The sequence below is a fragment of the Haloplanus vescus genome, assembly GCF_900107665.1.
Lineage (GTDB): Archaea > Halobacteriota > Halobacteria > Halobacteriales > Haloferacaceae > Haloplanus > Haloplanus vescus.
The window spans coordinates 280,383-302,594 of record NZ_FNQT01000003.1 but is presented as its reverse complement, the minus strand read 5'-3'; the positions used below and the strand labels follow the sequence as shown (position 1 = coordinate 302,594).

The following is a 22,212-nucleotide window of genomic DNA, read 5'->3' as shown; positions in this document are numbered from 1 at the left end:
ACACTTCATATCACTGGTCAGGAAAGGCGAGGTTCTCCGGCCAAGCGAACTCGGAGTCAAGTTCGATAAATTCTGCTTGTCCTCCCTGTACGGTTTCGTTGTATTGACGTGCAACACCGAGCGAATCTAACGTCTTCATTCGGTCTGTCGCCGTCTCGTGTGCGACATTAAGTCGATTCTGCACCTCTCGTGTTCGCATACGCCCGCTCGGCCCTAATTGTAGAAGTTCGCGTAAGAGGCAACGACGCTTTTTCGGAACGGTACTCAACGCAATCCGCGCGCAAATATCTAAGTCGTCAGTAGTGACATGGTCTCGACCGTGCAGAAGTGCGTGCCCTCTCGCAATATTCTTCACCATATCCGTTACACGCCCGGGAGCCTCCGGTTCAGAAGTCTCCCCTAGGGGAGCGCGAGCGTGAAGAATGAGCCTCGATAGATATATTAACCCCTCACCGACTTCCTCTCGCGGAGTCGCAGCCCACTTGACGCCATTCGCACCCCTGTTATCGTTCCATAGGTCGGTGAGGAAATTTTGAACCGATTGTGTAATCTCATTCACTTTTTGTCCGTACTCACGTTCACTGAAGATAATATCACGATAGACCTCTTCACGGTTGTCGCTGCTCGGCATTTCAATAAACATGAACCGATTTCCGGTGTGGCCCATCATTTCCCAGTCCTTCTGCTTGAGAGGAGTAGTTGCCCCGATGAAATTGAATCGGTAATCACCTTCATATCCACGGCGACCATGCGTTCCTGAATCGCTCGTGAATCCCTGTCCGTCCATTACACGAACCAGCCGTGCCATCTTCTCCTTCCTGACGCCCCAGTCGCCCCCGAACCAGTTCGCCATTTCGGGGTTCAGTAGCGTTTTGTGCTTGATTCGAGGCAGAAGGTCGTCTTGCGATAACTCATCTTCGTCTCTCGAGGCGTCGTGACTCACGAACGAAGCAGGGGTAACGTCGTCCGACCGATAGAATTGCGAGTTTACACCTTCAAATGGGCGTAATGCCGTACTCTTTCCTGCTCCTGACGGGCCTTCGATAATCAACCCGAAACAACTCTCGATACCGTCTATGAACAGGGTCGCATGAACGGACATCACGGCCTCGATTACGTGCCACATCCGTTCGTCGAAGTTGTCAAGTACGGTACTACGAACACCGTACTCGTCTATGTCCACTTCAGGACCGGTACTCGTCGTGGTCTCTTCGTCCGACAGTCCCCACGTCATAGCGATTCACCTCCGTTGACGACAAGGCCTAGGTGAATTGAACTCGAAACGTCGTGTGCATACCCGGTTCTCTCCATTGTTTACTCCTCCAGGTGCTCCTGTCGGTACTGCTCCATCAGGTCGCGGAGCACGTCGTCGTAGGTCTGTCCGCCTGTCTTCAACGCTCGAAGGTTGTCGCGCGTCTTCGATTCGAGCGCAATGGTGGTTCGTTCCATTGCATAGCATTATACGAATTAGACCCGCCTGTAGCACCGGTTCTAAAATAGGGGTGTTCTCTGGATACACATGTGTCGTGGTACAAGATAGCAAGCCTGAGTCAGCACAACCGTAGGTAAATATCTTATAGGACTGTCTCGTGTCGTAGATTCACGTCTCTGCGCCCGAAGGACCACAACGGCAGGAAGACAGGGACAATTGTAATGAACGCGAGCATACCCCTCGCTCTTTGGTCTCGCCGAAGTGAACACAGAGTCAACAACTTGGACTAGTGCAGAGACAGGTCACGAAGAAAGAAAGAGAATATCTATATCGACAATTCATCGGATTTCGGAATAGAAAATTCTCCACCAAACCTACCAGCGACTCCTCCGAGCGTCGTGACGTGTCAGTCAGATATTGCCAACAATGTGGTGCAGAGCTTGACGACGATACCTCGTACTGTCCTGAATGTGGGACCGCAGTCGGGGACGACTACGAGACGACCGATAACGCGACCTCGATAGAGAACGATTCGTGGGACTGGTCTGACCCCTACGGACCGTTTCAGTCGCCTCGTCGCGCTCTCGGGACGGTCAATCTACTCGGTGTTGTGACCTTCCTCTTCGCAGTGGTAGGTAATGCGCTCGGGTATCCAATCACCGTACTTCCCGAACCTCTACCTATCGCGTTGTTCCTGTTCTGGTTCGGTATCATCTTCTTCGGGTTCCCACTGTGGGTGCTACTGCACGTCTCTGATAACGTGCTCGGATTCTTGAAGCAGGGATAATTCCGAGCGTAGAGACGACAGCAGACTCGTTGTTCTCGGGAGGCAGGTTTTATCGGATACATCGTGGGTGCCGGTGAGACGAACAGGGAGAGACCGTCGTGTCTTTGCAGAGACGCGAAAGCAGGCATCCCGATGACTTTGGAATGTTGAACACCGGCCGCATCACATATTTCAAGTAGTATATGCGAGCAATACACATTCCCGGCGAGGCTCGACTCAGGGATTGCTATCCGTTCCAGTTTGAGCACCGCTTTGTGACTCAGATGTGGAGGTAGACGCTCGAGTATGGTCAATATAGAATAGAGAACAGACAGTAAAGAGAAGAAGACTGAAAAGTCCGAAAGAAAAAATCGCCGCCATTGTAGCGATTGTAGCGTTAACTATTGGCAGAGTTGTGCTACCAAGTTGAAATAGATTAACACGGAAGAGCCACATACTCATACCCCAACTCACAATACTTCCATACCCAAAGTACATCGCCGCATCGCAAGAACGATGATACAGTTTGGCGGCTCTCAATGTGCTTGACCAGTCGTGAACATCGGCTGGAGTTGCCGTATCTGCACTTTCAACTTGTGCAGTCACAAAATTGACGAGGCGGTCGGCGTAATTCTGTATACCATCGTATATTTCATACCGAAACCCAATTAGCACGCCGAGAGTGGTAAGGGGAAGAGCGAATACTTCAACAAGAAGAGATATGTCAATCATAGGTTACACGTGTTCTATCTCATCATCGTCGTCCTCATCATCAGCACCCGCTAATGCTGCACCAAGTACGCCACCGATAACTGCCCCTACAGGACCTCCAACGGCTGCACCGAAAAGCGCCCCACCTGCCCCTCCCATTGTCTGTTTCTCTTCTTTCGATAACTTCTCGTGGAACTCTTTCTCAACACGTCCACTCCCACCACAGGTCGGACAATTTTGAACACCTCTCTCATCAGTAACGACGGTACCGTTCCCACTACACGTAGGACATTGTTTCCAATCCGGTTCATTACTCATTGACTTCTAGTACGAGGAGTACATCAATAAGAGTTAAGCAGTAGTTCTCCATCACTGTGAGGCGCTATAGTGTTCGTCGTCATAAGACACGGATATCTTTCCTTCGGCAGTGTCGTCTATATGCGTGTCCGGTAGGCGACCATCGTACCCGTTTGAGGACGTCCGGTTCAGTTTGTCCTATCGTTCATATGCGTCAGCATCTTAGCGACGAGTATGCGGCGCAAGATTAACCTCTCCATGGGTGGCAAAGTCGTAATCAACATCTGCCGATACCCTGACGGTTGGGTTGACATGGTTTGACCAGACGAATAGACGCACGCTTCACATTCACTCGGTTCCGGAATTATACCATACTGGCCTACGTCGAATCTCACGAAACGCAAGCAAGCGCGAGGTCGCGTGCTGTGACGGGGGCAAATCTCCCGGCAATTTCCCGTCGAAGTTGGGTCAATCGCAACGCTGTGGAGTGATTGTGGTTCGACCCGCAACAAGTATGCCGCCTCCCCGATTTGAACGGGGGACAGCTCGATCTTCAGTCGAGTGCTCTCCCAGTCTGAGCTAAGGCGGCGCACTTGCGACGAGGAGAATGGAAGCCAAAAGGATTTCGTTTCGAACTACGGCACAGCGGAGCTGTCCGCGGGCAGGCGGAGGAGGTCCACCTCGTCGCCGGTGCCGGCGTCTCGTGTCGCCGCGCTGTCGAGAGCGTCGCGGGCGAGCGTCACCGCGGCGTCGAGCGTCGACTCGGGGTCGTGACTCGCTTCGAGGGCGCCCAACGCGAGCGACGCCCCGCTACCGAACGCCGCCACGTCGTCGTCCGTGACGCTCCCGTCGGAGGCGACGGCGCGGAGGCGCGGCGTCCCGGCCTCGTCGGGTGCGGCGACGAGCGCAGACACGCCGAACTCGGCGGCGAGGTCGCTCGCCATCCGCGCGAATGGGACGATTCGAACCGCACCGCGGTCGGTGCGATACGACCGACATTCGGCCTCCAAGCGGTCGACGAACCCGTCCACGTCGTCGCCGACGGCGGCGACGCCGACGCTATCGAACTCGAAGACGTGGCGGCGCGTGCCGCGGACGTGGCCGTCGGTCGCGTGCAGTCGGTCACCCGCGAGAACGACGCCGTCGACACACGCGAGGCCGAGAACGGTGCTCATGCGAGAGGGTCACGGCCGAAGGGAAGTAGGCGTGTCGCCTAGTCGACGAGGTCGGCGACGAGCGCCTCGGGGTCGAACCGTTCGAGGTCCGAGTAGGTCTGCCCGGTGCCGAGGAAGAGAACGGGCTTGCCGGTCACGTGCGCGACGGAGATGGCGGCGCCGCCCTGCGAGTCGGCGTCCGCCTTCGTCAACACTGCGCCGTCGATTTCGGCGGCGTCGTCGAACTGCTGGGCGCGTTCGACCGCGTCCTGTCCGGCGACGGCCTCGTCGACGAAGAGCGTGAGGTCGGGGTCGACCACGCGGTCGATTTTCTCCAACTGGGCCATCAGGTCGCTCGACGTGTGGAGTCGGCCGGCGGTGTCGCCGAGGACGACGTCGATGTCGTTGGCCTCGGCGTACTCGACGCCGTCGTAGATGACGGCGGCGGGGTCGCCGCCCTGTTCGTGAGCGATGAGGCGCTTGCCGAGCGCCTCGGCGTGTTCGCGAATCTGTTCGTTGGCACCCGCGCGATAGGTGTCGCCGTTCGCGAGCACCGACGAGTAGCCCCGCTCTTCGAGGTAGCGCGCCATCTTCGCGATGGTCGTCGTCTTGCCGACGCCGTTGACGCCGGTGAAGACGATGGTGACGGGTTTGTCCGCCTCGGCGATGCGCTCCTCGAAGTCGAACTGGCCGACGCTGATGACTTCGACCAGCGCGTCGCGAAGCGCGTCCTGGACGAGATTGCCCGTGCTCGCCATCTGGGATTTGGTCTCGCCGACCAGATTCGAGCGGACGTTGTCGAGGATAGCCTCGGCGACACCCATCTCCACGTCGCTTTCCAGCAACGCCATCTCGAGGTTCCAGAGTGGCTCTTCGAGGTCCTCCTCTTCGAGGACGACCTTGCCGGTGGCGAATGCCTTGGCTCGCTGGAGTCGGCTGGGGCTATCTTCCGAGTCGTCGTCGCTGGTCTGCTCGGAGTCCGACGCCGCCTCGTCCTCGGTCGTCGGTTCGGCTGGTTCGGCGTCGATTTCTGCCTCGGTCTCGTCGACTTCGGCTTCGGCATCGACGTCGGCTTCCTCGGCGTCTGCACTCTCTTCGACGTCGCTTCGGAAGCTGTCCAGTTTGTCCTTCAGTCCGTCGAACATCGCCCGCTATTCGTCGTCCTGCTGTTGCTGCATCTGCTGCATCTGCTGTTGCTGCATCTGCTGTTGCATCTGCTGGGCCTGCTGTTCGATCTCCTCGCTCTCGGATTCGAGCTCGGAAATCTCGTCCTGGACATCGTCGACGCGGTCGTCGAGCAGGTCGCGTTTGCGTTCGAGGGCGTCGACGGCGTCGTCCTCGTCCTGTTCTGCGGCGTAGCCACCGCCGAGGTCGACGATGACCTCGTCGATGTCCTGAATCTCCGCGCGGAGGTAGGCGCCGCCACCGAGGGGCACCTGCACGGTCGAGCCGCTATCGAGCGTCTCGATGGCTTCGACGGCTTCGTCGATTTCGGCCTGCTCGTCGCGGTAGCCCTCGATTTCGTCTTCCAGCTCTTCGATTTCCTCTTCGATGGCTTCGAGCTCCTGAGAGAGCTGCTGGAGTTGCTGCTGACCGCCACCACCCATCATGCGGCGCTCACCTCGCTAATATCGATCTGGGTGCGCTTGAGGCCGTGCTCGCTCCCGAGCTGCGTGAACGTTCGCTCGCGTGCGACGTTCTCGTTGGGGGCGTCGATAGTCTTCTCGAAGTCACGGTGACCGGTGCGGTCCTGAAAGCGCCCGCTGACGGCGAATTGACTCATGTAATGGAAGGTCGTGAGGAAGCGGGAAGTATCTTCCTACTGGCGGTCGACGTAGCCGAGCGTCTGCTCGATGCGACCGAGCTCCGGGCCGGTGGTATCCGTCCCGACGACGTACCCCGAATCGTTGGCGACGAGGCCGGAGCCGACGAGCGGCGCGCCGTAGTTGACGGTGCCGATGTCGGCGGGCACGTCGAGGGTGTCCTCGACAGCCTCCAGTTCCGGTTCGCGGGATTTGGGGTGACAGAGGACGCCCTCGTTGGTCGCGACGGCCGCGGTGCCGACGGTACGCACGTCGGCGAGGTCGCCGCGCTCGACGGGGACGTCGAGTGCCGATTTGACAGCCTGGACGGCCTCGCGCCCGAGGTCCGGGTGGACGTACGCGCCGTAGTCGTTGGCGAGAACCACGTTGCCGGCGGCGTTGATGCGGCCGGGGAGTGGCGTCACGGGCAGTCCCGTCGCCTCCTCAATGGCGTCCATCTCGCGGTCGGTCGCGCGACCGGAGACGAGGATACCGTGCTCGTTGCCGGTGGCGAGTGCGCCGATGGTGCCGGAGCCGCCGACCGTCGTCGTCACTGGTTCGACGTCGAGTTCCGCCGCGATGTCGGCGACGGTGTCGGCGTCGGCGTCGGAGCGAACGAGCAGGCAGTCGTTGGTCGCCCGGGCGAACACCCCGACGTACGACGAGCCGGCGAAGGAGGCGCGTAACACGTTAGTCTGCGATCTCGGCTTCGACGATCGGTTCCCCGTCCTCGGCGAAGCGCGCGGCGCGGACGCGGAGCTTGCTCGGCGGGTTGCTCCGGCCCTGCTCCCAGACCGCCTCGTTGATGTCGGTGTCGAGGCGAACGTCGTCCTCGTCGACCTTGAAGTGCTTCGCGAGGTGCTCGCGGACGAGCGTCATGGCGCGGTCGGCACGCTTGTTCGACGGTGCCGCCTTGGCGTCGCGGAGCGGGACGGTGACGACGCGCTCCTCGAAGTCGTTGGCGCTCATTTATTCGTCCGTGTTGTTACGGCGCCAGTTGCGCCGCTTGGGGTTTCGCGTCACCTGTCGGTCCGTCTTGAGCATGACCCAGGCGGGAACGCGGCTGTTCTGTCGCTCGAGCTTGGCGAGACGCTTCTTCTTCGCCTTCGATTTCTTACCCATAGTGGCCATCTCTACCCGACCGGCGCATAAAATCTTGTTTGTTCGCCGGTGCCGGGGCGATTGGCGCGAAATCGGGGAGCGACGACCGGACGGCGATTCGATATAGCGAAATGAGATTTATCACCGCAGATTGGTCGAACGACTGGGCGACAGATTTCGCGTCCGAACAGAGCTACAACGGTCGAATTCGGTCGTTCAGTCGAAACCGTCCCACGAGAAACGCTCACGCGGTCGAGGTTGTCTACGGCGCGGCGACGCGCGAACGGCACCAGCCGAAGTGTTCGTAACGCGACGCCCGCCAGACCCCCGCAGTCGAAGCCGGTGCCGACGCGGACACGACGCTTGCGGGATCGACTCGTTCGCGGTACGCCACACTCGGACTCTCGACGCCAGCGACACCGGTGGTGACCGCCGAATCGACGCGTCCGCGGCGACGGCACACGCGACTCCCCGGGTTTCACGGTCGAGACTCCGTCTCCCGGCAAGTATCCGTGAGTCGTAAAATCGGCCAGACCACCCTCTATAAACCACATGTCGCTATACCGAATTCGGCGGTCGAGAGAATACTCGGGACGAACGAGAAGCGACGGCGACACTACGTGCCGAGCGGAATCCGCGCCACGGTGCGGTAGGACGGTCCGTCGTCGGTGAGCGTACTCTCGGTGAGACGGAGTTCCGAAACATCGAGGCGACCGACGGTGGGGTCGGCGTCGCGGACGACGCGCGTGACGGCGTCTTTCCCGCGGGCGTCGCTCATCCGCGCCAGCGTGACGTGGGGCGTGAAGTCGTGGTCCGCGGGGTCGAAGCCGAGCGCCGTCAGTTCGCGTTCGATCGCCTCGTGGAGGCGAGCGAGTTCGGGGCCGCCCTCGCGGACGCCGGCCCAGACCACGCTGATGTAGTCGGGCGAGGGGAAGACGCCGAAGCCACCGACCGTCGCGGTGAACGGGTCGACGTCGGCGTCGGTGACCGCCGTCATGAGCGCCGCCTGTATCTCGTCGAGGCGGTCCGGGTCGGTGTCGCCGAGGAACTTGAGGGTGACGTGGGCGTTCTCGGGGGCGACGAAGCGCAGACTCTCGGCGTCGGGCAGACGGGCTTGGGCGTCGGCCACGCCGTCCGCGAGGCCGTCGAGGTCGACGCTGACGAACAGGCGCATGGGCGAACTGAGTCCGCGCGCGGCCTAAGTTGCTGTGACGCAGGGCTTAACCGACCTGACACCGAAGTCAGACTATGGACGACGAACGCCCTCACCAGTTCTCCGAGGGGCAAGGGTTCGACGAGGACTACGAAGAGTTCTCGCTCGACCCGCCCGAACTCTCGGTCGACCCGTCGCAGGTCGACCCCGTCGACTCGCGGGTGTTGACCGACATGCTCGACGAGCGCAACATCGGCGCGGACCAGGTCGACACCGAGGAACTCATCGACGTCGGCCTCTCGTATATGGGCATCAATCGCTTCGAGGAGGCGACCGAGACGTTCGAGCGAGCGGCCCAGTTCGCGACCGACGACGCCAGCGAGCAGGAAGCGTGGGTCAACAAGGGCGCCGCACACGCCGAGTTGGAGGAGTACGACGAGGCGGTCGGCGCCTACGAAGAGGCACTCGCCATCGGCGACGACACCGAACACGCCGCGTCGGCGCACACGAACCTCGCGTACGCACTCTGGGAGTGGGGACGGACCGAGGCCGCACTCGAACACGCCGAGCGAGCCGTCGAGGTCGACCCCCGCTTCGCGCAGGCGTGGTACAATCGCGGGTTCTTCCTCGCGGAGCGCGGCCTCCACGAGGAATCCATCGACTGCTTCGACAACGCCATGCGCCTCGGGATGCAGAACGCGGCGGTCTTGGAGGAGAAAGCCCGGGCACTGGAGGAAGCCGGCCAGACCGAAGAGGCTGAACGCGTCCAAGAGCGGGCCGAGGAACTGCGCGAGGAAGTCGAACGCGAGCTGATCGAGGAGCACGGAGACGCGGATGCTGGTCCGCGAGCGTGAGACACCGGAGGGACTGCTCGTCGCCGTCTGCGACGAGGAGTGTCTCGGCGAAACCTACGACGACGGCGACGTGTCGCTGACGGTCACCGAGGAGTTCTACGGCGGCGAAGAGAGCGACGCCGACGAAGTCGTGGACTCGCTCACGCGCGCGTCGGTCGCCAACCTCGTCGGCGAGGAGTGCGTGACCGTCGCCATCGAGGCGGGACTGGTCGACGAGGAGCGTGTGCTGGATCTGGGCGAGGCGCTCCACGCCCAGTTGCTCTGGCTCTAGCCCGTAATCGAGCCTTCGAGTTCTTCGACGTCCGAGAGCGGGCCGACGCGGACGTAATGCGTCTCACCGCCGTCGCCGGTCGGTTCGATGCGGAGCCAGTACGACTGGTCGAGGTCGAGGTCGAAGACGACGGAGCCACTTTTCGAACTGTCGGACAAGACAGTCGTCGTGGCGATGGACTGCACGTCGATGCGGTCGTCGTCGGCGACCATCGGCGACGCCTCGTCGTCGAGGTAGCGAATCTGTGTCTCGTTCCACGCGATGAACCGGTTGTTCGGGAAGGAGATAGAGTCGTCCTGCGGGTTCGAAAGTTCGAGGACGACGATGAGGAAGCTGCCGTCGGCGGTGGCGTAGTTTGCCTGTCCACCGATGCGAGGCGTCCGGAACAGGTTGGTGATGCGGTACCCAATCTGTGACCCCTCGGCCCCGACGGTGAACGACTCACCCACCTCGTGGGTCGGCCCGTCGGGGCCGGGCGTCGCCGTCGCCGTCGCGGTGTCCGTCGCGGTCGGTGCCTCGGTCGCTGTCGCCGTTGCCGTCGCGGTTTCGGTGGCGGTAGCCTTCGCAGTCGGCTCCGCGGTCGCGTCGCCGCCGCCCCCACCACACCCGGCCAGCAGGCCGGCGAACGCGGTTCCACACGCTGTCAGTAGTCGTCGACGTTCCATGCACCGACACTAGCGAGCATTATAAATAAAATGTCGGAGGTGTGGAAAGATGAAACACCGAAGGGGTGTTATCCCTTCGGGCCGTAGCCGCGCCCAATGGGAGTGCAGGAATCGTATCCGATCGACGTGGAGGCCATCCGGGCCGACTTTCCCATCCTGAATCGACAGGTGGGGGGCGACCCCGAAACGCCCGGTGAAGGGGCCGACGACGACACGCCGCTGTACTATCTGGACAACGCCGCGACGAGTCAGACGCCGGACCAGGTAGTCGACACCATCAGCGAGTACTACCGCGGCTACAACGCCAACGTCCACCGCGGCATCCACCAGTTGAGCCAGGAGGCGTCGGTGGCCTACGAGGAGGCCCACGACACCGTCGCCGACTTCATCGGCGCCGACGGGCGCGAGGAAATCGTCTTCACGAAGAACACGACCGAAGCCGAGAACCTCGTCGCCTACGCGTGGGGCTTGAACGAACTCGGTCCGGGCGACTCTGTCGTCCTGAGCGAGATGGAACACCACGCGTCGCTGGTGACGTGGCAACAGATAGCCAAGAAAACCGGCGCCGAGGTGCGCTACATCCGCGTGGACGACGAGGGCTACCTCGACATGGACCACGCGGCCGAACTCATCGACGACTCGACGAAGCTGGTGTCGGTCGTCCACATCTCGAACACGCTCGGGACGGTCAACCCGGTGGCCGACCTTGCCGACATGGCCCACGACCACGACGCCTACATCTTCGTCGACGGCGCGCAGTCCGCGCCCACCCACCCGGTCGACGTGAAGGCCATCGACGCCGACTTCTTCGCGTTCTCGGGGCACAAGATGTGCGGCCCGACGGGTATCGGCGCCCTCTACGGCAAGGAAGCGATTCTGGAGGAGATGGAGCCGTATCTCTACGGCGGCGACATGATTCGCCGCGTCACCTACGAGGACTCGACGTGGGAGGACCTGCCGTGGAAGTTCGAGGCGGGCACCCCCTCCATCGCGCAGGGCATCGCCTTCGCCGCCGCGGTGGAGTACGTCGACGACATCGGGATGGCGAACGTCCGGGCCCACGAGGAGCTCCTCGCGGAGTACGCCTACGACCGCCTGACCGAGTTCGACGAAGTGACCATCTACGGCCCGCCGGGCGACGACCGGGGCGGCCTCGTCGCGTTCAACGTCGACGGCGTCCACGCTCACGACCTCTCCAGCATCGTCAACGAACACGGCGTCGCCATCCGCGCCGGCGACCACTGTACGCAACCGCTCCACGACAAGCTCGGCATCCCCGCCTCCGCGCGTGCCTCCTTCTATATCTACAACACGCGCGAGGAAGTCGACGCACTCGTCGATGCCGTCGACGACGCACTCGAGCTGTTCGCGTAACTGGCGCGATTCGATTTTTCTCAGTCACTCCGCGACGGCGAGCGACGGCGCTGTCGCTGGCGGCGTAGCGGTCGAAAAAACGAGTCGGTCGAATCGGGGCGATGCGGTGGGGGAAGTCGGTGAGGTGGTGAGGCGCGCGCCGAACTTACATCGCGCCGCCCATGCCACCCATACCGCCCATGCCGCCCATGCCGCCGCCCATACCGCCGGCGGGGCCGCCCTCGTCGCCGTCGTCGTCGCTGCCGCCGCCCTTGAGGTCGCCAGCAGCGATGACGTCGTCGATGCGAAGGATCATGACAGCGGCCTCGGTGGCGCTCTCGATGGCCTGGGTCTTGACGCGGAGGGGTTCGACGACACCGTCTTCCTCCATGTCGACCACGTCGCCGGTGTAGGCGTCGAGGCCGGCCGAGAGGTTACCCTCGCTGTGGCTCGCGCGGAGTTCGACCAGCGAGTCGATGGGGTCGAGACCGGCGTTCTCAGCGAGCGTGCGCGGGATGACGTCCACGGCCTCGGCGAACGCCTCGACGGCGAGGGCCTCGCGGCCGTCGACGTCGTCGGCGTAGTCTCGCAGACCGAGAGCGAGTTCTGCCTCGGGGGCACCGCCGCCGGGCAGGACCTTGCCGTCTTCGAGGGTCGTGCGAACGACGCCGAGCGAGTCGTCGACTGCGCGCTCGACTTCGTCGACGACGTGCTCGGTCCCACCGCGGAGGACGAGCGTGACGGACTTGGCGTCGGGGGTGTCCTCGACGAAGATGCGCTCGTCGCCACCGATGTCCTTCTGGGCGACGGAGCCGGCGAAGCCGAGGTCGTCCTCGGTCAGGTCGTCGACGGAGCCGACGACCGTGCCGCCGGTGGAGCGAGCGAGGCTGGTGAGGTCGCTGTCCTTCGCGCGGCGGACGGCGAGGATGCCCTCCTGGGCCAGGTAGTGCTGGGCCATGTCGTCGATGCCGCTACCGACGAAGACGACGTCGGTGCCGATGTCCTTGAGGTGGTCGACCATCTCTCGCAGCTGCTTCTCCTCCTGGTCGAGGAACTGCTGGAGCTGGTCGGGGTCGGTGACGTTGACCTCGGCGTCGATTTCGGTCTCCTTGACTTCGAGCGCGCCGTCGATCAGCGCGATGTCGGCGTCCTCGACGGCGTAGGGCATGCTGTCGCTGACGCGCGTCTTGTCGACGATGACGCCCTCGATGAGCTCGGAGTTGTCGATGGAGCCACCGACGACCTTCTCGATGGAGATGTTGTCCGTGTCGACACTGTCGTCGTCGCGCACGGCGAGCACGGCGTCGACGAGCAGGTCGGCGAGCGTGTCCTTCGCGTTCTCGGCGCCCTTGCCCGTCATCGCGGTCGACGCGATTTTGACGAGCGTCTCGCGGTCGTCCGGCGAGACGTCGATGGCGTTGGCTTCGAGAATTTCCTTTGCCTTCTCAGCGGCGCTGCGATACCCTTGGGCCAGGGTCGTCGGGTGAATGTCCTGGTCGATGAGCTCCTCGGCCTCGTCGAGGAGTTCGCCTGCAACGACGACGGCCGTCGTGGTGCCGTCGCCGACCTCGTCCTCCTGAGTCTCGGAGACTTCGACGATCATGTTCGCGGCGGGGTGGTCGATGTCCATCTCCTTCAGAATCGTGACGCCGTCGTTCGTGACGACGACGCTCCCGCCGGAGTCGACGAGCATCTTGTCCATCCCTTTCGGACCGAGCGTGGTCCGTACAGATTCGGCCACGGCCTTGCCGGCCGTGATGTTCATCGTCTGGGCGTCCTTGCCCTGTGTTCGCTGCGAGTCCTCGCCGAGAATGATCATCGGCTGACCCTGCTGCATTCGCTGAGACATAATCACTCATTGATTGATTGTGATTCTATAAAAATGTTACGCTACAGTGTGTGCAGCACCCTCACGCAGTCATGCGATTATCCAAATTCGGGGGTGATGCGTAGACCGGGGGGATATCGTTGCGGTATACCGTACCAAGCGGTACGTGGTACCAAGGCTCGACGGTCGCGCGACGGGCGGAAAAATCGGCGGCGTCAGTTCGAGGGCTGGAGGTCTGCGTTGCGCGTGAGTTCGTTGTGCTTGCGTTCGAGGTAGCCGTAGACTGCGCCGTGGGGCGCGCCGTCGAGCAACATCTCGGCGGCCCGGCGGACGGCCTGTACCTCCTCCGGTTGGCCGATGACGCCGAGGGTCGTCCCGTAGATGACCACTTCGGCGCCCGACAGTTCCTCCATCAGTTCGCGCGTCCGGCCGTCCTCGCCGATGAGGCGACCCTTCTTGCGCTGGAGGTCGTTTTTGTTTCGCGTCGCGTCGTCGATGTCGATGAGGTCGAACATCCGCATCTCGTCGTCGAGCAGGGAGAGCGCTGCGTCGGGGCGGAACCCGCGGCCGATGGCGCGTACGATGTCGGGCGCGACCATCGCGGTGACGGGGTCACCCGTGGCGTCGATGGCGACGCTCCCGCTCTCGGAGTCGATGTCGAGGCGGACCTCGGCGCGTCGCTCGATTTCGCGCATCGTCTCGCCACCCTCGCCGATGAGGACGCCGAGACGGTCCTGTGGGACCTTTACGTGCTGCATAGGTGACCTATCGGGCGGAGCGATTTAAGCGTTCTCGCTCGCGGATTCCGACGCCTCGCCCGTCACGAACGCGCGGAGGTCGTCGGGGTCGACATCGAGTCCCTGTCGCGTGAAGAAACTCGCCACGTTGCGACAGTCTCGGTCGAGGAAGTCGTCGGCGTTGGGGTGGTGGACCGTCGCCGCCTGCCCCATATCGATGACGACCAGCTCGCCGTCGTGGATTATCAGGTTGTACTCCGAGAGGTCGCCGTGAACGAGGCCGGCGTCGTACAGGCGCCGCATGTACTCCCGGACCACCTCGAAGGCCGTCTCGGGGTTCTCAACCGACACCTCGGCGAGTCGGCGGGCGCGGTCCTCCACCAATCCGACGAGTTCCATCACGAGGACGTTTCGCTCGACAGCGATGGGTTCGGGGACGCGAACGCCCGCCTTCCGGGCCCGGCGCAGGTTGGCGAACTCCTTTTTCGTCCACGCGAGGACGACTTCCTTCTTGTTGGAGCCGATGCCCTCGAAGCGCGGGTCGCCCTCGAGGTACTCGCGCATGTGCTGGAAGTTGGAGGCGTTGATGCGGTAGATTTTCACCGCTACGTCGGTGTCCTCGGCGCCAAGCGCCTCGTAGACGTTGGCCTCCTTCCCGGTCGAAATCGGCCCGCCGAAGGCGTCGATGTAGCCGTCCTGAACGAGTTTGTAGATGGCCGCGAAGGTGGCGTCGTCGAACACCGACTGCTCGACTTTGAACTGGTCGGCGTCTTTCAGCCGCTTGCGAAATTCGGCAAACTTGCGGTCCCGTTTCCGAGCGATGCGGTCGGCTTCGGTATCGGAGACGTCGATTTCTTCCCACTCGTCGCCGAAGTCCTCGCCCTCGCCTTCCGCCGGGTCGAGCAGGCCGTACTCCTCTGTCATCTACACGTACGTACGCAAGCGAGCGGGAAAAGGGGTGTTACTCGATGTGGCCTTCACGGCGCAGCTGGTCTGCCTCCGATTTCTCGTAGCGCCACGCGATATCGGCCTTCTCGTCTTGCCAGTCCCAGGGTTCGACCAGCACCACGTCGTCCTCACGGATCCAGATGCGCTTTTGCATCCGACCGGGGATGCGAGCGGTGCGCTCCGTGCCGTCTGCACAGCGCACCTTCACTCGATTCGCACCGAGCATGTCTGTCACGACGGCGAACACCTCGTCGTCGTCGGGCATCCGCAGGTCCGTGCGCCCGCCGTTCTCGTTCTCGCTCATGGGCGGTGTTTCGAGAGCGTGCGGTTTAACTTCTGCGAGGACGCGTCGCGGCCGGACTACGCTTGGAGCTTTTCACGCCCGGGCGCGATGAGTTCATCGAGGTACGTCGCCAGCGCGCTCTTGGCGTCCGCGGGATGCAGCTCGCCCCCGTCCAGGTCCGCCGCCAGCGACTCGTAGTCCTCGTACTCCAGGTCGCCGCCGTACTCGTCCGGGCGTTCGACGACCACCGTGTCGAAGCGAGGGAAGACGTGGTACTCGAAAATCTGCAAGACCGGATTCTCCCGTTCGTTTCCGTCCTCGTCCGGTTCGGGGTCGCGACTCGGCGGACAGAACGCCGCGTTCACCTTCTCCTCGATGTCCTCGGGCGAGTCCTCCATGGAGATGGAGACGCCCTCGCTGGAGGACATCTTCCCGACGCCGCTCTGGAGGTCGGCGATGAGCGGCGTGTGCAGACAGGTAGGCGCCTCCTCGCCGATCTTCGGCAGGGTGTCGCGAGCGAGCATGTGGACCTTGCGCTGTTCCATCCCGCCGACCGCGAGGTCGACGTCGAGGTAGACGATGTCGAGCGCCTGCATCAGCGGGTAGACCGCCTGCGACACCGTCACCGTGTCGCCGCTCTTGATTTCGGACATCGCGCGCTCGGCCCGCGAAATCGACGTTTCCAGTTCCAGCGCGTGCAGGTCGAGGGCGTACTCGCGGTCGAACTCGAACTCCGAGCCGTAGAGGAACTCCGTCTGCTCCTCGTCGAGGCCGTACGCGAGGAACTGCTCTTTCATCCGCTCGGCCGTCTCGCGAATCTCCTCGAAGGTCCCCTTGCCGTTGAGATAGGCGTGGACGTCCGCGAGCAGGACCGTCACCTCGAAGCCGGCGTCCTGCAGGTCCATCAGCTTCGTCGCGGTGAGCATGTGACCGATGTGGAGCACGCCCGACGGCTCGTAGCCGACGTACGCGCGTTTCCCCTCGGGGTCGTCGGCGAGTTCGCGTCCCTCCGCCTCGGTGACCACCTCGGTCGCGTTCCGAGTGATCTGCTCGTAGACGTCCATACCCTATACCGCGGGAGCAGGGAAATATGGCTTCTGCTATCGCCCGTGGCGGGCGACGAGCGACATCTCGCCCGCCTACGAGCCGGGCAGGATGTCACCGAGCGCCGCCCCGATGCTCATCGGGACGAACGCGACGACGACGTTCGCGAGTGCGAGCCACGGCTCCGCCCAATCAATCCGTCCCCACCCCGTCAGGAGGAGCGTCGCCATCACCGCCGACACGCCGAGGACACCCGCCAAGCGCCGGGGAATGAGACCGAGAATTGGGTGGTGGACGCGCACGTCCTGAAAGTCGGCGACGTAGATGATGCCGATGACGAGGCCGATGGCGAACACCACCGACCCGACGAGCAAGAGCGGGCGGGGGGCGAGGAAGGCCCCCACCTCCTGCGTGCCGCCCTCGACGGCCATCGGAATCCCGAACAGCAGGCTCCCGAGGAGCGCCTCGGCGAGGTCGGCGCGGTCGTAGCCCCGAATCACGCGCCCGAACGGGCTCAGCGCCGTGCTCGCGGCCATCGCGACCCGCATCGTCTCCCGGACCTGTTGCCGCGACGCGTCGTCCTGAACGATGTCTTCGAGTTCCTCGAGTTCGTCGAACAGGTCGCCCATATCGGGGTCCTCGTCGACGTCTGATTCGGCCTCCACCTCACTCATACCCGTTCCGTGACACCCGAGGCCCAAAGCCGTGGGGGCTCAGTCGCCGCTTTCGGCCCGGTGTTCGCTGATTATCTGGTCGACCATCTCCGATTTCTGCTCGCGAGAGCGCTCGTCGGCCCGGCGCTCCCAGTCGTCGATGGCCGCCACCACCTCGCTCTCGCGGGCGACAGCGAGCTCGTCCACCTCCTGAATCGTCACGTCCGACGCGGGCGCGACGGGGATGTCGTGGTCGAAAAGGACCTGGTCGGCAACGTCGGAGAGGTTGCCGTCGCGGAGGACGATTCGCGGCGCCGTCTCCGCGAGTCGCTGTGCGGTGGAGCGCCCGGCGCCGCTCGCGTCTCGGAGATACACCACGTCGCCCGCCGCCAGCCCGTAGGCCTCGTCGGCCGCCGCGATGGCGTCCCGGGTGAACTGCTCGATGACCTTCACCGGCACGAGGTCACGCCCCTCGGACACGTCGGTGAAGTTGGAGTGGTCGAGTTTCCACAGCGTCTTCAGGCGCTCCAACTTCGATTCGAGTTCGTCGGCGCGTTCGCGCTCGTCGTCGAGTTCGCGCTCCAGACGCTCCGTCTCGCGTTCGAGGCGGTTGACTTCGCGCCGTTCGCGCGCCTCGCGGCGCTCCTCGCGCCGCGCCTCGGAGAGCTCCTCCTCGAACTCCGCGATGCGCTCGTCTTTCTGCTGAACCGTCGCTTCGAGGTCCTCGACCTGCGATTCCAGACGCTCGACCTGCCGTTCGAGGCGCTTGATGCGGCGCTCCTCGGGCGTGAGTTCGCGCGGTTCGTGGGTTGACTCTTCCTCCTCGCTCTCGTCGTCGCCGCGCAGCTCCTCCAAGACGGCTTCGACAGAGGCGTCGCCGGAGACGACGCGGTCGATGACTTCGCCGCGGTCGAACTGCGGGGGCACCTTCTGCGTGATGCGCTCGAACCGGTCCTCGTAGGCATCGAACGCGAACAGCGCCGCCGCGAGAGCGTCTCGCTGGTGGTCGTTGTCGTAGGTGTGCTCGCGGGTGCGGTGGAGTTTCTCGTCGACGGGGAGGTCAGAATCCGGCTCCCAGCCGTCGGCGTCGAAGCTCCGCCGGAACTTCTCGACCGTCTCGGGCATCGGTTCCACGTCCGCGGCGACGACGACGGGGCGCCCGCGTTCGACCAACCACTCGATGACGCCCGCGGTGTCGGCGGTGCGGGTCGAATACACGTCGAGCACCTCGCCATCAAGGGAGACGACGGCGGCGGCCGTCGTCGTCCCGGGGTCGATGCCGACGATGACGCGGTCACGCCGCTTCACCAGCGGTTCGAACTCGATGCCGTCGCGGCGCTCGCGCTCGATTTCGATTCGCGTGTCGCCCGCGCGCTCCCGCGACACCGGGAGGTCTTCCGGCGCCGCTTCGACGGTGAAGACGGCGTTGGCGTAGCCGCCGTACTTCTCGGTCACGTCGCGTTCGTACGCCAAGTTCGCCTCGTCGAGTGCGGCCTCCACGTCGCGGGCGCGGCTCTTGACGTTGCCGTGGATGCGCCGCGTGTAGCGGTCCTGACTCCAGCCGCCCTTCCCCGTCGAGCGCCCCCGTGATACCTTGACCGTCGTCGTGTCGGCGAAGGCCGTCACCTCGTGGCCGACGTTCGCCGCCGCGAGGCGGGCCGCCGCCTCCGCCTCCTTCATCGGCTTCTTGCCGTAGGGGACGCCGTGTCTGGAGGCGACACGAGAGAGCGGCTCCGGGCGTTCCGCGCCCGTCACCTGCACCAACCGAGTGCCGTCGGGGAGCCACCGCAGGAATCGCACCAGGTCGTCGTGGTCGGTGGCGAGTTCGTAGACGTTGTCCGTGGCGAGAATGGCCGGTTCCTCCCGGTCGACGAGTCGCCGGAGTTTCCGGAACGACACCACGTCTCGGTCGACGTTCTCGCCGTCGTAGGCGACGACGGCGTAGGAGGGGGCGTCACCGCGGACGTCGCCGCTCTGAACGTCGACACCGAACACTAGCGCGTCGAGCGCACTCGTCCGGGGGTTCACACGCGAAATTGGGGGCCGCGAAATAAATACTCCACGGCGCGGGGGTTCAGACGACGGCGACGAGGCCGACGGTCACGACTGCCGCGAGGGCGACGCTCACGACGGTGATGCGGAGGGCGTAGAGCTGGTCGTCGTGGTGGTCAGCGGGGTCGCTCACCGTCCCTTTGGTCCCCCCGCTCTCGCCCGAGAAGTCGTACTTGCCGAGGAGCGCGAGCGAGACGCAGAACGACTCGTAGGCCTGCAACGCGAACTCGAACGCCAGCGCGAGCGGGGCGAAGACGCCGACCAACAGGAGTCGCGGGAAAGCGTCGAGGAGATACGCGACGACCATCCCGACGGCGACGAGGACGGCGACGGCGGCGTAGGCGGCCCGCTGGAAGCGTTGGCGCCGACCGATGTTGCACTGGGCGGGCTGGTAGCTCACAGCGATACGAGGGCGCCGAATCAGTTGTGTGTTCTCATTCCGGCACTGGGATATCGATGGTCTGCCCGTCGCTGGCGACGAAACAGTCGCCGTCGAACACCTCTCGGGCCTCGCGTTCGAGGCGCTTCCAGTCGGCGGCGTAGCGCGAGGAGACGTGCGTGAGTGCGAGGCGGTCGACGCCAGCGCGGGCAGCGAGTCGCCCCGCTTCACGAGCGGTCGAGTGCCCCGTCTGGCGGGCGCGTGCGTCCTCGTCGTCCGCGAACGTCGCGTCGTGAATCAGGAGGTTCGCGTCGGCGGCCGCGTCTTCCACCGCGTCGACGGGGCGGGTGTCGCCGGTGTAGACCAGTCGACGGCCGGGGCGGGAGTCACCCACCACCTGTTCGGGGTGGACGACTCGGCCGTCGTCGAGTTCGACCGACTCCCCCTCGTGGAGGCGGCCGAACTTCGGCCCGACGGGGACGCCGAGTTCCTCGGCGTGTTCCCGGTCGAACCGGCCGGGTCGGTCGTCCTCGACCAGCGCGAATCCCATCGAGCGAGTGCGGTGGTCCGTCTGGACGGTCCGCACTTCGAAGTCGTCGCCGGCGTAGGCCACCGACCCCGGCGACACCTCGTGAATCCGGACGGGGAAGCCGGGTTGGTGGCCGCCCGCGTGGACGAGGTCACGGATATCCTCGCGCGAACGTGGTGGGACGTGAATCGCCAGCGCGTCGGTGCGGTCGTTGAAATCGAGGGACTGAACCAGCCCCGGCAGGCCGAGGATGTGGTCGCCGTGGAGGTGCGTGACGAAAATGTGCGAGATGTCGAACCCAGTTCCGTAGCGCATCATCTGGCGCTGGGTTCCCTCGCCGCAGTCGAACAGGAGGCGTTCGCCCTCGCGGTTCACGAGGACGGCACTCGGGGCTCGCTGGGTCGTCGGGATGGCCCCGCTGGTACCCAGAAACGTCACGCGCATCGACATACGCCGAGGTGGGGGCGGGGACGGTAAACCCGTGTCGATGCGCGGCCGGGACAGCAAGCTTTGTACCCGGCGGTCGGCTAGGGGCGCGTAATGGACGCGCCGTTGTGGACGGAGACACACACCCCGTCGCTCGGGGACCTGCCACAGGACTCGGTCCGTGACCGCCTCGAGCGAGCGGTCGACGAACCGATGAACCTCGTCGTGCAGGGACCGCCGGGGTCGGGCAAAACCGCCGCGGTCCGGGCACTCGCCGACACGGCCCACGACGACGCGAACGACCTCGTCGAAATCAACGTCGCGGACTTCTTCGACCGGACCAAAAAGGAGATTCGCGAGGACCCCCGCTTCGCCCAGTTCCTCTCCGGGCGCTCGCGGATGGCGAAACGCGACATGATAAACCGCGTGCTGAAGGAGTCGGCGAGTTACGCCCCCGTCTCGGGCGACTACAAGACCATCGTCCTCGACAACGCGGAGGCGATTCGCGAGGACTTCCAACAGGCGCTCCGGCGCGTGATGGAGCAACACCACCGGACGACGCAGTTCGTCCTCGTCACCCGCCAGCCCTCGACGCTCATCGCCCCCATCCGTTCGCGGTGTTTCCCGGTGCCCGTTCGGGCGCCGACCGCCGCCGAAATCGAGACGGTGCTCGAACGGATTCTCGACGCCGAGGGCGTCGACTACGACGACGACGGCGTGGAGTTCGTGGCTGGCTACGCCGACGGCGACCTCCGGAAGGCGATTCTGGGCGCGCAGACGACGGCGATGGAGACGGCGGAAGTCACGATGACGACGGTCCACGAGACGCTCGCGGACGTGGGTCACGACGACGCCCTCGCCGAGGTCTGGGACGCAACGGCCGCCGGCGAGGTAACCGACGCCCGCAAGACGGTCGAGACGCTGCTTGACGACGAGGGGTACGACGGCCAATCCCTGCTCGTGGACTTGCTCGAGACGGCCCAGAAGCGCTACGACGGTGACACACTCGCTCGACTCCACCGCCTCGCGGGCGATATCGACCACGACCTGGTGACGGGGTCCGACGACCGCCTCCACCTCACGCATCTGCTGGCGACGTGGGCCCAGCGCGCGGAGGCCTGATGCTCCCCGCACTCGCCCCCGGAACGCGACGGTTCGCCCTCCCGCCGCTGGTGGCGGCGCTCCCCCTCGCCGTCGTGTCGCCGCCGCTGGGGGCGCTGGCGCTCGCGCTCGGCGGGTTCGTACTCTACTTCTTCCGCGACCCCGAGCGGTCACCGCCACCGAACGGCGTCGTCTCGCCCGCCGACGGCCGCGTCTCCGTCGTCCGCGAGGAGGAGGGACGCATCCGCGTCGGCGTGTTCATGAACGTCACCGACGTGCACGTCCTCCGGGCGCCGCTGGCGGGGCACGTCGAGTCGGCCACGCACCGCCCCGGCGCGCACCGCCCCGCGTTCACCAAGGACTCAGAGCGCAACGAGCGAGTTGACGTGGCCCTCGACAGCCACGACGTGTCGATGATAGCGGGGTGGTTCGCCCGGCGCATCTACCCCTACGTGACCGCAAGCGACGACGTCGAGCGCGGCGACCGAATCGGCCACATCGCCTTCGGGAGCCGTGCGGACGTGCTCTTGCCGCCGTCGTACGACCGGGAAGACGTGCTCGTCGAGACGGGGGAGCGAGTCCGGGCGGGCGAGACGGTCGTGGCGCTCGAATCGGCGTAAGCGGTGCGTTCGTACGAACGACCGCCGCAACCGGGGCATTGGATAACGTTAAA

27 protein-coding genes and 1 tRNA gene are annotated in these 22,212 nt (G+C 64.2%); 6 read left to right on the top strand and 22 right to left on the bottom strand.

Translation table 11 applies throughout. The annotated features are described in order from the left end of the window. Positions 1-10 precede the first annotated feature (10 nt). The gene (locus BLU18_RS11580) at positions 11-1,234 is read right to left on the bottom strand and encodes a hypothetical protein (RefSeq protein WP_092635210.1); all 1,224 of its coding nucleotides are present in this window, start codon (positions 1,232-1,234) and stop codon (positions 11-13) included. Between the two features lie 80 nt (positions 1,235-1,314). After that, positions 1,315-1,449, bottom strand: coding sequence for a hypothetical protein (locus BLU18_RS15195; protein ID WP_281241039.1), 135 nt, complete (start codon positions 1,447-1,449; stop codon positions 1,315-1,317). A gap of 272 nt (positions 1,450-1,721) precedes the next feature. Here BLU18_RS15195 and BLU18_RS11575 point away from each other — a divergent pair, with 272 nt between their 5' ends. Then, positions 1,722-2,219: a zinc ribbon domain-containing protein gene (locus BLU18_RS11575; protein ID WP_092635208.1), complete on the top strand. Its 498-nt coding sequence runs from the start codon at positions 1,722-1,724 to the stop codon at positions 2,217-2,219. 714 nt (positions 2,220-2,933) lie between these two features. On the opposite strand, the gene BLU18_RS15045 is transcribed toward BLU18_RS11575, so the two are convergent. From BLU18_RS15045 to thpR, 10 genes are all read right to left on the bottom strand, one after another. After that, the gene (locus BLU18_RS15045; protein ID WP_218124092.1) at positions 2,934-3,227 is read right to left on the bottom strand and encodes a hypothetical protein; all 294 of its coding nucleotides are present in this window, start codon (positions 3,225-3,227) and stop codon (positions 2,934-2,936) included. Between the two features lie 494 nt (positions 3,228-3,721). Further along, positions 3,722-3,795 (bottom strand) — tRNA-Phe (locus tag BLU18_RS11565). A gap of 46 nt (positions 3,796-3,841) precedes the next feature. After that, the gene (locus tag BLU18_RS11560) at positions 3,842-4,381 is read right to left on the bottom strand and encodes an Ntn hydrolase family protein (protein WP_092635206.1); all 540 of its coding nucleotides are present in this window, start codon (positions 4,379-4,381) and stop codon (positions 3,842-3,844) included. 38 nt (positions 4,382-4,419) lie between these two features. Beyond that, positions 4,420-5,505 (bottom strand): signal recognition particle-docking protein FtsY, encoded by a 1,086-nt coding sequence (gene ftsY / locus BLU18_RS11555; protein ID WP_092635204.1) that lies wholly within the window; start codon positions 5,503-5,505, stop codon positions 4,420-4,422. Positions 5,506-5,511: 6 nt separating this feature from the next. After that, positions 5,512-5,967 (bottom strand): prefoldin subunit alpha, encoded by a 456-nt coding sequence (pfdA, locus tag BLU18_RS11550; RefSeq protein ID WP_092635202.1) that lies wholly within the window; start codon positions 5,965-5,967, stop codon positions 5,512-5,514. Next, positions 5,967-6,143, bottom strand: coding sequence for a 50S ribosomal protein L18Ae (rpl18a, locus tag BLU18_RS11545; RefSeq protein WP_092635200.1), 177 nt, complete (start codon positions 6,141-6,143; stop codon positions 5,967-5,969). Before rpl18a ends, pfdA begins: the two co-directional genes overlap by 1 nt. Before the next feature lie 36 nt (positions 6,144-6,179). Then, positions 6,180-6,851, bottom strand: a complete 672-nt coding sequence (locus BLU18_RS11540) for a translation initiation factor IF-6 (protein ID WP_092635198.1) — start codon at positions 6,849-6,851, stop codon at positions 6,180-6,182. 1 nt (position 6,852) lies between these two features. Beyond that, a complete protein-coding gene (locus BLU18_RS11535; RefSeq protein ID WP_092635196.1) occupies positions 6,853-7,131 on the bottom strand; it encodes a 50S ribosomal protein L31e in 279 nt (92 codons plus the stop codon). Next, positions 7,132-7,284, bottom strand: a complete 153-nt coding sequence (locus BLU18_RS11530; protein ID WP_092635194.1) for a 50S ribosomal protein L39e — start codon at positions 7,282-7,284, stop codon at positions 7,132-7,134. It lies immediately after the preceding gene. A gap of 595 nt (positions 7,285-7,879) precedes the next feature. Continuing rightward, a complete protein-coding gene (gene thpR / locus BLU18_RS11520) occupies positions 7,880-8,437 on the bottom strand; it encodes an RNA 2',3'-cyclic phosphodiesterase (RefSeq protein ID WP_092635190.1) in 558 nt (185 codons plus the stop codon). Positions 8,438-8,511: 74 nt separating this feature from the next. Here thpR and BLU18_RS11515 point away from each other — a divergent pair, with 74 nt between their 5' ends. Together BLU18_RS11515 and BLU18_RS11510 are read left to right on the top strand one after the other, a co-directional pair. Then, positions 8,512-9,270, top strand: coding sequence for a tetratricopeptide repeat protein (locus tag BLU18_RS11515; RefSeq protein ID WP_092635189.1), 759 nt, complete (start codon positions 8,512-8,514; stop codon positions 9,268-9,270). Further along, complete coding sequence (locus tag BLU18_RS11510) at positions 9,251-9,541, top strand: DUF424 domain-containing protein (protein WP_092635187.1); 291 nt, start codon at positions 9,251-9,253, stop codon at positions 9,539-9,541. The genes BLU18_RS11515 and BLU18_RS11510 overlap by 20 nt, the downstream gene beginning before the upstream one ends. Here the strand turns inward: BLU18_RS11510 and BLU18_RS14610 are convergent. Beyond that, positions 9,538-10,206 (bottom strand): hypothetical protein, encoded by a 669-nt coding sequence (locus BLU18_RS14610; RefSeq protein WP_176791234.1) that lies wholly within the window; start codon positions 10,204-10,206, stop codon positions 9,538-9,540. The genes BLU18_RS11510 and BLU18_RS14610 overlap by 4 nt on opposite strands. A gap of 102 nt (positions 10,207-10,308) precedes the next feature. Here BLU18_RS14610 and sufS point away from each other — a divergent pair, with 102 nt between their 5' ends. Beyond that, complete coding sequence (gene sufS, locus BLU18_RS11500) at positions 10,309-11,580, top strand: bifunctional cysteine desulfurase/selenocysteine lyase SufS (RefSeq protein ID WP_245697952.1); 1,272 nt, start codon at positions 10,309-10,311, stop codon at positions 11,578-11,580. A 145-nt stretch (positions 11,581-11,725) separates the two neighbouring features. Here sufS and thsA read toward each other — a convergent pair whose 3' ends face one another. From thsA to rnz, 9 genes are all read right to left on the bottom strand, one after another. After that, positions 11,726-13,378, bottom strand: coding sequence for a thermosome subunit alpha (gene thsA, locus BLU18_RS11495; RefSeq protein WP_092635183.1), 1,653 nt, complete (start codon positions 13,376-13,378; stop codon positions 11,726-11,728). A gap of 224 nt (positions 13,379-13,602) precedes the next feature. After that, positions 13,603-14,145, bottom strand: a complete 543-nt coding sequence (locus BLU18_RS11490; protein ID WP_092635181.1) for a KH domain-containing protein — start codon at positions 14,143-14,145, stop codon at positions 13,603-13,605. Between the two features lie 24 nt (positions 14,146-14,169). Beyond that, entirely contained in the window at positions 14,170-15,048 is an 879-nt protein-coding gene (gene rio1 / locus BLU18_RS11485) for a serine/threonine-protein kinase Rio1 (RefSeq protein WP_092635179.1), read from the bottom strand. A gap of 37 nt (positions 15,049-15,085) precedes the next feature. After that, entirely contained in the window at positions 15,086-15,376 is a 291-nt protein-coding gene (eif1A, locus tag BLU18_RS11480; RefSeq protein ID WP_092635178.1) for a translation initiation factor eIF-1A, read from the bottom strand. Positions 15,377-15,432: 56 nt separating this feature from the next. Then, positions 15,433-16,419: a tyrosine--tRNA ligase gene (locus BLU18_RS11475; RefSeq protein ID WP_092635176.1), complete on the bottom strand. Its 987-nt coding sequence runs from the start codon at positions 16,417-16,419 to the stop codon at positions 15,433-15,435. 75 nt (positions 16,420-16,494) lie between these two features. Continuing rightward, positions 16,495-17,073 (bottom strand): DUF2391 family protein, encoded by a 579-nt coding sequence (locus BLU18_RS11470; protein WP_092635174.1) that lies wholly within the window; start codon positions 17,071-17,073, stop codon positions 16,495-16,497. A gap of 39 nt (positions 17,074-17,112) precedes the next feature. Beyond that, a complete protein-coding gene (locus tag BLU18_RS11465; protein ID WP_092635172.1) occupies positions 17,113-19,080 on the bottom strand; it encodes a DUF460 domain-containing protein in 1,968 nt (655 codons plus the stop codon). Positions 19,081-19,126: 46 nt separating this feature from the next. After that, positions 19,127-19,504, bottom strand: a complete 378-nt coding sequence (locus tag BLU18_RS11460) for a hypothetical protein (protein WP_092635170.1) — start codon at positions 19,502-19,504, stop codon at positions 19,127-19,129. 34 nt (positions 19,505-19,538) lie between these two features. Further along, entirely contained in the window at positions 19,539-20,456 is a 918-nt protein-coding gene (rnz, locus tag BLU18_RS11455; protein WP_176791239.1) for a ribonuclease Z, read from the bottom strand. Between the two features lie 96 nt (positions 20,457-20,552). Between rnz and BLU18_RS11450 the strand changes: the two genes are divergently transcribed. Further along, complete coding sequence (locus BLU18_RS11450) at positions 20,553-21,560, top strand: AAA family ATPase (RefSeq protein ID WP_092635167.1); 1,008 nt, start codon at positions 20,553-20,555, stop codon at positions 21,558-21,560. Beyond that, positions 21,560-22,159 (top strand): protein sorting system archaetidylserine decarboxylase, encoded by a 600-nt coding sequence (locus BLU18_RS11445; protein WP_092635165.1) that lies wholly within the window; start codon positions 21,560-21,562, stop codon positions 22,157-22,159. Before BLU18_RS11450 ends, BLU18_RS11445 begins: the two co-directional genes overlap by 1 nt. The last annotated feature ends 53 nt before the right edge of the window (positions 22,160-22,212 follow it).